This window comes from Methylomonas rivi (genome assembly GCF_024505165.1).
In the GTDB taxonomy this organism is placed as follows: domain Bacteria; phylum Pseudomonadota; class Gammaproteobacteria; order Methylococcales; family Methylomonadaceae; genus Methylomonas; species Methylomonas rivi.
Map to the genome: position 1 here is coordinate 1 of NZ_JANIBK010000134.1, position 11051 is coordinate 11051.

Here is an 11051-nt window from a genome sequence, read left to right on the forward strand (position 1 = left end):
AGAACAATATCTATACCGCTTGGCAAATCAGGTACAAACATTGGTTTGGGCCAAAAGGTAATAACGATACTCTGGCGTTTACCCTGACAACCACCTTAAATGGCAAAGAAAAGATTGCCGGTGTTCCAGCAAAATATTATGTTGTCGCCGAATGTGCGGTCGACGGCAAAGACAAGGCTGTTATTGATAGTGTCGAAAAAGACATAAAGGGGTTGCTAAATACTATAAACTTGTCATTTACAGGTTGATGAAAAAGCGCCCCGAGATTTCCCCTTGCCCAGCCGTACCTGAATTTTTCAAAGTCGAAATGTCGTTTGACCGGTTTTTAAGCACGCGCAGCGCTAGCCCGATGGGAACTCTTTTTGTGCCCGCGAGGTATTTAATTTATGTGTAAATAACGCTTCGCTATCGCGAAAATCGATTAAATGCCGGATGCCGCGTTGACCCTGCGATTATCAGGGGGGGCTTGAAGGGGGCCTTACTCTTGCAATGCCGCATTCCTGACAAAACTTCCTACATCGAAAAAATTGACAGCAGGCAATTACCGGTTATAGTCGGTTGCTATTGATCCGGCGGGGAAGGAAATAGTGTGGCATTGGATTTATCCGATACGTTAGTCATAGGCGTTACCTCTACAGCTCTGTTTGATTTGAGCGAAGCGGATGCCGTGTTCCGCTCGAAATACGCCGAAGACAAAGACACCGCGATTCAGCACTATCGCGAATACATGCTTGCCAAGGAAAACCTGCCATTATCCGATGGAACCGGGATGCCGCTGGTCAAAGCGCTACTGGATTTGAACAGATATCAAACGCCGGGAGAGCCGCCGCTCATCGAGGTTGTGGTCATGTCGCGCAATAGCCCGGAAACCGGTGTCAGAGTATTTAATAACATCAGGGATAGAAAAATGCCGATTTCGCGCCACGCGTTTACCGGCGGCGAATCGGTCGTCGATTACCTGGATGCCTACGATGTCGACTTATTCCTGACCACCAATATCACGGATGCCCAAAAAGTGATCGACGGCAAAACCTGCGCCGCGGCCATCGTCAAAAATCCGCCTATCGATCTTGGCGAAATTCCCGAGGGGCAGGTGCGCATCGCTTTCGACGGCGATGCCGTTCTGTTCGACGATAGCAGCGAGATCGTCTACAAAGCGGAAGGACTCGGCAGCTTTCAGACCAACGAAGATAAAAACCAGGATGTCCCCATGCCGGAAGGGCCCTATGCCGCCTTGCTGAAAAAACTGTCGCGCCTGCAAGATCGATTACCGTTTAGCGTGGAGTTTTCTCCCGTTCGGATTGCCATTGTCACGGCGAGAAATGCGCCGGCGGAGATGCGGGTCATTAAAACCTTGCGCCATTGGGGTGTCTATGTGGATGAAGTATTTTTTCTTGGCGGTCTCGAGAAGTCGAAGGTGCTACGGGCTTTCAGGCCGCATATTTTCTTTGACGATCAAGACCTGCATCTCGAAGAGGCATCAAAATATGTGCCGTCGGGAAAAGTCCCCCATGCCAGCGATTCGCCGCTCAATAAAAAATGACGGCGCCAAGCCGGCTTCAACATACCGGTGAGTAGTCGTCGTGCTCTTATGTCCCCGCCGGTCGGCGGCGTAATGGCGATTCCGGTCGGCAGGGCAGGCCGGCAAGACCTGCACCGAAAACGGCTTTGAAGACGAAATCCTCGAGTCGGTTACCTTCGCGCCGTTTTTATCCGGCGTCAGCCAGTAGCGGTTTTATATTGTCAGCGGCCGCTACGGGCGATCAAGCGCGACAACAGTTCCGGGTAGGCGTGCAACGATTGTTTGATGGCGGTAATATCGAAACAATCGATTTCGGTGCGTAACTGGGTGGCAAATTCCACGACGGCGGTAATCGCGTGTTGCCGGCCAATCGCCAGCAGGTCGGCGGCGAAAGCTTCAATTTCGGTCATGTTGTTGTTTTTGGCGATCCGTCGGCAACGGTCCTCCAGCTTTTCCAGCGCGGCCAGCGCCAACGGCAAGGCCTGCAATTCGGCCGGCGACAGCTTTAAAGCGTCGTCCGCCTCTACTGTTTCCTCGATCAAGTCATACGGCAGGAAGCGTTTCAGTTCGGCGATTAAATCGGCTTTTAACACCGGTTTTCTTAAATAGCCGTCGAAATGCTCGCTTTTGGCGCGTTCGTATTCGTCCTGCATCACCGAGGCGGTCAGGGCTATGATGGGGATGTCGGAAAATGCCTTGATGCGTTCCGCCGCCCGGTAGCCGTCCAGCACCGGCATGCGGATATCCATCAGCACCAAATCGATGCCGCCTTGCTCGGCCTTGTTTACGGCTTGCAGGCCGTTTTCCGCTTCCGACACGACAAGCGGGCCGCCGGCAAAGCATTCCCGCAGCAGGCTGCGATTGTCTTCGATGTCGTCGGCCACCAAGACGTTGGCCGGGTGAAAGCGGATGTTTCCGCCTGACGGCGCGGTTTCCGCTTCCGGCGCCAGCGAGGAAATATCCACGCCCTTCAGATGCAGGGTAAAGGTCGAGCCCTTGCCCACCGCGCTGACCAGGGATATTTCCCCGCCCATCATCTCGGTCAAGCGCTTGCTGATGGCCAAGCCCAGGCCGGTGCCGCCGTATTTGCGCACGTCCTGACCTTCCAGTTGCTCGAATTCCTGGAAAATTTGCTGTTGCTGATCCGGCGAAATGCCGATACCGCTATCCTCGACATCGATATACAAATCCAGTTTGCTGCGGATAGGGTCTTCGTTGCCGATTCTGGCCCGCAGGCGAATATGGCCCTGCTCGGTAAATTTGACCGCATTGCCGATCAGGTTCAACAGAATTTGCCGCAGACGGGTGGCGTCCAGCAACAGGTTTTCCGGGATGCGCGGGTCGATATCCAGCATAAAGTCCAGATTGCGCTCGCGCATTTTCATCATGAAAATTTGCCCCAGTTCGCTGAACAAACCATGCGGATTGCAGGCGCTTTTATCGATGCGCAGTTTGCCGGCCTCGATCTTCGATAAATCCAGAATGTCGTTGATCAGCGCCAACAGATTGTGTCCGGCGCTTTGGATGGTTTTGACGAAGGATTTCAGCCGGTCTTCCTTGATCTGCTCGTTCAGCAACTCGGTAAAGCCGATGATCGCGTTCAACGGCGTGCGGATTTCGTGGCTCATATTGGCCAGAAACTGCGATTTGGCCCGGTTGGCGTTTTCGGCCTGCTGTTTGGCTTTTTGCAAGGCGGCTTCGATTTGTTTACGTTGGCTAATGTCCCAATTGACGCCGGTGATTTTGACCGGTTCATTGTCCGCCTCGACGCTGCGGGCGCCGCAGTATATAGTGCGGGTTTCGCCGTCGGGGCGGACGATACGGAATTCGATGTGGTCTTCGCAACGGCTTTGTTGCAGTTTTTCGATGCTGCGCAGCAGCAAGGGTCTGTCGTCCTCGTGCAGGTATTGCAGCCAGTCGTCGAAATCCGGCGGTTGCTTTGGCGACATGCCGTACAGTTCGAACATTTTGGGGTCGAAAATCAAGCGTCTCGGTGCGGTCAAATCCAGCTCCCAAACCCCGAGCGAAACCACCCCGGCGGCCAGCGCGAAACGTTGGTTCAACAAGCGCACCTGTTGTTCGCTGCGTTTGCGGCGGGCAACTTCCCTGCTGAGCTTGCGGTTCCAAACCACGATCAACAGCAGGGCAATCAGAAACGCACCGACGATCTTCGCCAGTAACCAATAGTCGGTGCGGGCGGCGAAACGCTCCTTGCCCCAATGGTCGCCTATCCGTTGCCGCTCGCTTTGGCTGATAGAGTTTAAGGCCCGGTTGAACAGTGCCACCAGCGGGGCGTAATCCTGGCGGATGCCGAAGCCCAATTGGGTGGTGAATTCGGTTTTGCCGACGATACGGACGTTATTAATGCCTTGGTCGCCGATATGGTAGCTGGCTTGCGCCAGGGTGCAGAGCAAAGCGTCGACCTGACCGGTGGATACCGCCGTCAAACCGGCCTGAACGGTGTCGACCGTTTTAAAGCGGATGTCGGGATAGGCCTGAAAAATGGCCGGGTTGTAGCCATAGTCCTTGATGACAGCCAGCCGGCGCTGTCTGATTTGACCGATGTTGTCGACATAGTCCTCGTCATCGCGCATCACGATAACCACCGGGCTGCTCAAATAGGCCTGGGTAAAGGATAGCTGGGACTGCAAATCGGAATCGACTGTTTCCGATAGCACGTCGATAGCGCCGCGCTTGGCTTTATCGACCGCTTCCCGCCAGCTGCCAACCGGCACGATGTCGAATTGGATGCCGAGCTTTTGTTCTATCAACTGTAAATATTCGGAAACGATGCCGATATAGCGGCCGTTGTTGTCGAATGCTTCATAGGGTAGCCAGCTGGGGTCGCCGCTGAAGCGGATCAGCGGATGTTCCGCCAGCCATTGCCGTTCGGCGGCGTTAAGTTCGAAATCGTGGCGCGGGGACTCGGCGTAACCCAGCCAGCGGTTGCTCAGGTTCTGCAGTTCCGCGGGCGGAATCGCCTCCAGGGCTTTTTGCACGATCGACAACAGCAAGGGCCTGTCCCGGTTTACCGCCATTTGCAGGTGGCGAATCTCGCCCGACGGCAGCGGCTTGAACGGGCGGATGGAGCCGATACTGTTTTGCCGCAGCAAATAATTCATCACCGGATAGGTCTCCAGCAACACGTCGGCCTTTCTTTCCAGCACCGCCTGAATCGCCGCCATCAGGTTTTCGGTTTCCAGAATTCTTAACTGGGGAAAACGCTGTTTGACTTCGCCGATTTGGGCAAAACCCTTGGGGATGGCGATGGTCTTGCCGTTCAAATCCTCCAGGTTACGGGCTTGTACCGACTCGTGAATAAAAAAATATGCCAGAATTTGCTGGTAAGGCTTGGAAAAGTCCAGGTAAGCCGCGCGCTCTTCGGTATGAAACAGCGCCGGCAGCAGGTCGATTTCGCCGGCCTTGGCTTGCGTCAGCAAGGATTCCCAATCGCCGGTCCGGGCCTGAAATACCAGGCCGCTGTATTGGCCTATCAGTTGCAGCAGTTCCGCGCTGAACCCGCTGTGTTTGCCTTGCCCGTCGACAAAGTCGTAGGGCGGCCAGTCCTTTTCCGCGCCGTAAACCACCAGCGGATGCTCGCGGATCCAGGCCTTTTCCTCCGCGCTCAAGGGCAACGATACGGCCGCTTCCAGCAGGCTGGGGCGATAGAAAAAATCGTTGTCCACGCTTGTGGTTTCGGTAAACCCCAGTCTGCGGTAATACTCCGCGCTCATGCGATAGCGGCCGGGATCTATGGAACCGAGCGGCACCCATTCCGGAATTATCATCTGGCGGGTGGCGTCAGCCTCGTATTTTAAATGCGCCTCGGACAGATTGGGGTTATAGCGTTTGCCGATCAATTCGATGATGCGCTCGGGGTGCTCCAAGGCGTATTGCCAGCCCTTGACGGTGGCCCGGCTCATGGCGGCGACCCGGTCCGGATGTGCGGCCAGCTCTTTTTGGGTGGTGAAGAAATTATCGCCGTAAAAGTCGATACCGTAATTCTGCGGGTCTATGACGTTAATCTCTATGCCTTGCTCCCTCAGCAAGAACGGTTGCGAAGTCGAATAGGCGGATACCACATCGATTTTGCCGGCGGCGAAATCCCGATACACGCTATCGCCGAATTCGACTTCCTCGACTTTAGCCAAGTCGCCCAGGGTTTTCAGCAGCAGTGCGTTTAACGACGCATCGCCCTGATTGGTGGTGTTGAAGGCCAGTTTTTTGCCCGCCATCTCGTACGGGCTGACGATGCCGGACTCGCGGCGGGAGAGGAAAACCAGCGGGGAGTGCTGAAAAAACTGGTTTACCAGTAGCACCGGGGCGCCTTTCAAGCGATAAATCAGCAGGGTGCTGTCGGAAACCCCATATTCGGATTCGCCGCGCAGGACCTGCTCGACGAAATCCTGCTTAAAATCGATTTCCTTCAGACTGACGTCCAGGTCTTCGTCGCGGTAATAGCCTTGCTCGATGGCGGCGTAATAGCCGGCGAATTGAAAGCTGTGTTGCCATTTGAGCTGGATGCTGACTTTGTCGAGTTCGGCGGCGGCGGGCCAGGACGCCATCAGCAGCCATGCCAGTATCGGCAAGCGAAGCGTTAGCAGGGAACGAACGGTGGCGAAGGCACGGATATGCAACAGGGACTCCCGATGCCGGAAAACGCCGCGGCGATTATTTAGACTGGGCGATGGCGATGAATTCGTCCAGATGGGTTTGAAAAATATCCACCAGTTCCGGGTCGAACTGGGTTTCGCGGTGTTCGATAATGTAGTTGACCGCGCTATCGATATCCCAGGCATCCTTGTAGTGGCGTTTATGGGTTAGGGCGTCGAACACGTCGGCCAGCGCGACAATGCGGCCGTAAATATGAATCTCCGCGCCTTTCAAGCCGCGCGGATAGCCTTTACCGTTCCATTTTTCGTGGTGTTCGTGGGCGATGATGGCGGCGGCCTTGATCAGCTTGCGGTTGGAATGGGAGAGCAATTGGTAGGCGTTGGAGGTGTGTTGCTTCATGGTGACGAATTCCTCCTCGGTATAGCGGCCGGCCTTGTGCAGAATCTCCAACGGAATGGTCATTTTGCCGATGTCGTGCATCGGCGAGGCGTGATAGAGAATTTCCATGTCTTCTTCAGTCAGACAGGGATGGTATTTGGCCAGCAAGGCCGAATTTTCCGCCACCCGCTTGATGTGCTTGCCGGTTTCGTCCGAGGTGGATTCCATCAATTCGGCCAGGATGAAAATCATCTCTTTCTGGTTGTCTTCCAGTTCGCTCAACAGGCGGACTTTTTCGAAGCTGGCTTTGGTTGTGAGGTCGAGATTGTGTTTTATCAGCACTTGTCTGGCATGGTACAGCTCCAGATGGGTCTTGACCCTGGCCAGCAGTTCGCTGGCATGAAACGGCTTGGTGATGTAATCGACTCCGCCCAGATCGAAGCCCCTGGTTATAGAGTCCACGTCGACCTTTGCGGTTAAAAAAATGATGGGAACATCCCGCGTGGCGGGGGTTTCCTTCAGTTTTTGGCAAACTTCGAAGCCGTTGAGGCTGGGCATCATTATATCCAGCAAGATCAGATCGAAACTGTCCGGCTCCTGCGCGATCAGCCGTAACGCTTCGGTACCGTCATTCGCAAAGGTAAATTCGTAATTGCCTTCCTTAAGGATGTTCATGGCTACCCGAATATTATCGACGACGTCATCGACAATCAAAATACGGCTGTTTTTTAACATAATGTGATTTTCCTGGTTTGCGAAAGTCTTTCCTGGAAGCTGGACGAACGGCAACCGAAAGCTCGATGCGCCGACACGGTACCGGGCGGGGCATCAACACGGATGCGCCGGCCTTGCCGCGGAGCGAAAGCCGGATGGCGGCGTTACGGTTTCCGAAGTTTAGGCGATAAAAGCGAGGAATGCCACCGTTGCCGGCTTGGGCGGCGATTTAAACCGAGCCGCTCTATGATTGAAACGCTACGCGAAGCCGTCTAAAAGTCGGGTCTCGGCGCGGCAGAAGGAGTAAGAAACCAAGCCTGCGTCTTTTTCTCTTCGCGAATGGTTTATTTTGCGCCTCGGTTTGAATCGCGTCCCGGCTTGAGCGGTGGGTTTTTTGGAGTGAGAGCTGTCTATAGTACAAAAACAGCCACGGCCGGAGACTGAGGCGCCAGCCATGGCAAGAGGCGGAACCCGGGTAGCCGGCCCCCGCCTCGGCGGTTATGCGTTACGGCGCTTAAGGCCGATGAAGCCCGCCATTACCGAGCCGAACAGCCATGCCGCACCGGGTAACGGTACCGGCGCAGTGTCGATCGAGGCATTGTCCATCGTGAAATGGAACCCTGCGCCGAGATACTCATCGCCGCCGGCGGCAACGAACGCCAGCCGGTCTATCCCTATGAAATTAAAGTTAAGAAGTTGAGCGGCATCGGTATCGACCGCGAACTGTATCTGATACAACTGGCTGCCGTTTCTGTAACCCGTTGCGGTGATTTCCAGGCCCCAGCGCGATGCGGCCGCGAAGTAGGCGCTGGTAAAATCGAACGGGTTAGCCGACCGGATCTCGGCGGTTTCGCCGTTAGCGTTGAAGGCCGTATAGCCCTCCGATACCACGCCGTTGTAAAAGCCGGAGTCGAAATCGGTTATCTGGCTCAAGACAGGATTCTGTACCCAGAAATTCGACCAATTCAAGCCGCCGTAACCGCCGGCGACGACTGCTTCGGCGTCTTCCGTGACATCGTCGAAAGACAATACACTGGACTGGGCGGTATTGATCTGAAAGCAGGATAAAGCAAGATATAGCAAGACAAAATGTAATTTTTTCATGGTAGTGGCGCTATGGCGCAAGCAGGTACGATTAGGATGGCATCCGGTTCCGGGGTCGGGAAAGCGGCTTGCAACGCCTATTTCAGTGTTGCATGCCGCTTATGGCCGGGAAAACGCCGTGGCCCGGACGGTTAACGGATTGAACCGATGGTTAGCGGGTCGGCGAAAATTTATTGATCACCAATTTGCCGCCGGACATGACCAAATCCGGGTATTCCAGCAGTTTGAAGCGCTCCAGCGCATTACCCTTAACGGCAATGACGTCGGCCGGCGCATTGGCCGTCAAGGTTCCCAAGCCTTGAATGCCCGTATCCAAATGCGCCGCCGCCGCCGAGGTTGCCGACCTGAGTACATTCAACACGTCGGGAAATTCGATGGTTTCGCCGCTGCTCAAATGCAGCATCAGGTGCAGTTCCTCGCCATTGGCACCCCAGGGTACGTTGTCGTGGGCAATTTCGGAGCCGTAAATTAACGGAAACTCCAGGCCGTCGGCGGCGTGATCTTGATAAACGTGGCCGACGGCATGGGCGTTGTCGTACAGGCCTTGGCCGCAAGACGCCAGTGTGTCGATGGTGCTGATGAACTTCATGCCGTCATGTACCGCTTCGTGCAGCAGGATGGGATCGAGCGCGGCGCAAGGCATGTGCGCCAGCGTATCCACGCCGGCACCGTAGGCAATCTGAAACCCGTTGTTTTCGCCCACGTGCGCCAGGACTTTTTTGCCTAATTGATGGGCTTCGCTGACAATCCAGCCGACTTGTTGCTGGGACAATATATTCCACGGCGCGGCCGGCACCTCGCCGTGTCCGTGCGGCATCATCCAGGGCGCGCCGGCTTCTCCGCCCACTTCCAGCGCAATCTTGATCGCGGAAGCACCATTAGCGGCCAAATTCTGCACAATTGCCCGGACTTCGCTTTCCGTGGCGCTGGGCGCAATGGCCAGACCGACTTTATCGTAACCGCCGACGCTGTCGTCGGGCGAAAAGATATTCAGCGGATAACCGCCTTGGGCTTGCAGAATCGGCCCGGTACTCAGCAGGCGTAAACTGCCGTTGCCGCCTTGCGGCGGCAGCAAAGGACCGCCGGTATCCTGCGCGGTGGTGATGCCGTGTTCCAATACTTTATCCTTGCCGACATTTTGAAAGGTAATGTGGGCATGGGATTCTATAAAGCCCGGCAAAATGGTAGCGTCTCCCAGGTTATAGCGCGTGGCGCATTGTCCGCTGAGATCGGCATAATTTCCGATCGCCTGCACCTTATCACCGACCACCAGCACGCTTTTGTTGAATTGCACATCCACGCCATCGAATACCCGATCGGCGCTGAGTAATTTGCAAGATATAGGGGGCGCCGCGGCTGCCGCTTCGAGGCTGGCGCCTTGGCATGCCAACAGGGCAAGGGCCAAATAGTTTACATTCAACAGTTTATGGGTCGGTCTCATATACACTCCTCCTTGGAGATGGATTTTCGGTATTTTCAAAATGAAAGCTCGATGTGCTTCATGATGGATTCATAAATGAAATCAAGTGGTTGAAATTTTTTATTTTAGGGTTGCAACCGGTAGCGATGGTAAGTCCCCGGCAATCGAATTGCCAGGGGCGTTCATATGGCTAAGGGATTGTTTCTTATGCTTAACGGAGTTTCTTTGAAATCGGGACGTAAATCCCGTTTATCGGGCGGTTCGCACGGGTATGCGTTGGTTGGTTTCGGCCCGGTTACGGCCGGTTGTGTTGCGGGGAAGAAGCCGAGGCGGCGTTCCCGCCTCCGGCAATATGCGTTGGACTAATCGCTATTTACGGCTTCAAAGCCCGCGCCGATATCCAGCAACTCGGCGTCGATGGCGTCCTGGCGGCGCATGCGAAATTCCGCCGCCAACTCGTCGAGTTTTTCCTGAATGTTTTTTTCGGCCGCCTGGGTGGTTCTCAGGCGCATTTGCTGTTCCGAAGCCAAGGATGCCGCACAGGCCCGAAACAGGCGGATAAACAGATGCTGCCGGATCAAGGCGGCCAACAGGCGTTCGGCGTCCGGGCCGTGGCTGGGTAGCGCGCGGGAAGGCCAGGGCTTACGGCTCAAGCGGCTGAATTGCCGCGGATCGACCGGCAGCAGTTGCAGCAGAACGGGCGCGCAGGACTGGCTGTAGAACAGCAAAACCCGCGTTATCCCTTGCTCCCGCCAGGCGTCGATGTAGGCCAGCAATTCTCTGACCGTCCCGGTAATGGCGGCCGCCGAACCGGGAGTAGGGCAGGCGCCCGCCAGCGGATGGCCGAGTTCGCTCAGCCGGGCATGGATACGCGAGCCGACCACCAAAATCGTACGTTCGGCTTGCGGTGCCTGTAATCCGCTCATTTCGGCCAGCGCAAAGCCGAGCAGATCTTCGTTGAAGCGGCCGCATAATCCCACATCCGAACCGAAGACGATGGCCGCCATACTCGATTCCGGCGGCGGACGCCCCGGCCGATCGAATACTTTGCCGCGCAATGCCGCCTGCAAACCCAGTTCCACCGTTTGCGTATAGTCGTCCAGGGAATTCAGTACAGCCTCGTATTGGCGGGCGCCGACCGCGGCCAGCGCCTTCATGGTGCGGACGATGGCATGCAAATCGCCCACGGTTTTGATGCGGCGTCTAAGGGTTTGTTCGGTCTCCATCCGCCTCTCCGGAATCCAGGGCTTGCCGCGCCGCCCGCAGTATCGAGGCGCGGTCTTCGCCGGTCAGCGTGTC

7 protein-coding genes are annotated in these 11051 nt (G+C 55.7%); 2 read left to right on the forward strand and 5 right to left on the reverse strand.

Annotated elements, in window-relative coordinates:
• Positions 1–248, forward strand: a 248-nt coding sequence (locus tag NP596_RS17170) for a hypothetical protein (protein ID WP_256616616.1), incomplete at its 5' end; no start/stop codon positions are given.
• 341 nt (positions 249–589) lie between these two features.
• Complete coding sequence (locus NP596_RS17175) at positions 590–1543, forward strand: 5'-nucleotidase (protein ID WP_256616617.1); 954 nt, start codon at positions 590–592, stop codon at positions 1541–1543.
• A gap of 200 nt (positions 1544–1743) precedes the next feature.
• On the opposite strand, the gene NP596_RS17180 is transcribed toward NP596_RS17175, so the two are convergent.
• The 5 genes from NP596_RS17180 to NP596_RS17200 form a co-directional block, all read right to left on the reverse strand.
• Positions 1744–6159, reverse strand: coding sequence for an ABC transporter substrate-binding protein (locus NP596_RS17180; RefSeq protein WP_256616618.1), 4416 nt, complete (start codon positions 6157–6159; stop codon positions 1744–1746).
• Between the two features lie 34 nt (positions 6160–6193).
• Positions 6194–7249 (reverse strand): response regulator, encoded by a 1056-nt coding sequence (locus NP596_RS17185; RefSeq protein WP_256616619.1) that lies wholly within the window; start codon positions 7247–7249, stop codon positions 6194–6196.
• 477 nt (positions 7250–7726) lie between these two features.
• A complete protein-coding gene (locus tag NP596_RS17190) occupies positions 7727–8332 on the reverse strand; it encodes a hypothetical protein (RefSeq protein ID WP_256616620.1) in 606 nt (201 codons plus the stop codon).
• A gap of 151 nt (positions 8333–8483) precedes the next feature.
• Positions 8484–9773: an amidohydrolase family protein gene (locus tag NP596_RS17195; protein ID WP_256616621.1), complete on the reverse strand. Its 1290-nt coding sequence runs from the start codon at positions 9771–9773 to the stop codon at positions 8484–8486.
• Positions 9774–10114: 341 nt separating this feature from the next.
• Positions 10115–10978, reverse strand: a complete 864-nt coding sequence (locus tag NP596_RS17200) for a F0F1 ATP synthase subunit gamma (protein ID WP_256616622.1) — start codon at positions 10976–10978, stop codon at positions 10115–10117.
• Positions 10979–11051: the final 73 nt, after the last annotated feature.

What these genes read in the sequence shown, in the direction of transcription:
- NP596_RS17185 (WP_256616619.1), bottom strand. Translation starts at nt 7,249, where the DNA reads ATGTTAAAAAACAGCCGTATTTTGATTGTCGATGACGTCGTCGATAAT.
- NP596_RS17190 (WP_256616620.1), bottom strand. Translation starts at nt 8,332, where the DNA reads ATGAAAAAATTACATTTTGTCTTGCTATATCTTGCTTTATCCTGCTTT.
- NP596_RS17195 (WP_256616621.1), bottom strand. Translation starts at nt 9,773, where the DNA reads ATGAGACCGACCCATAAACTGTTGAATGTAAACTATTTGGCCCTTGCC.
- NP596_RS17200 (WP_256616622.1), bottom strand. Translation starts at nt 10,978, where the DNA reads ATGGAGACCGAACAAACCCTTAGACGCCGCATCAAAACCGTGGGCGAT.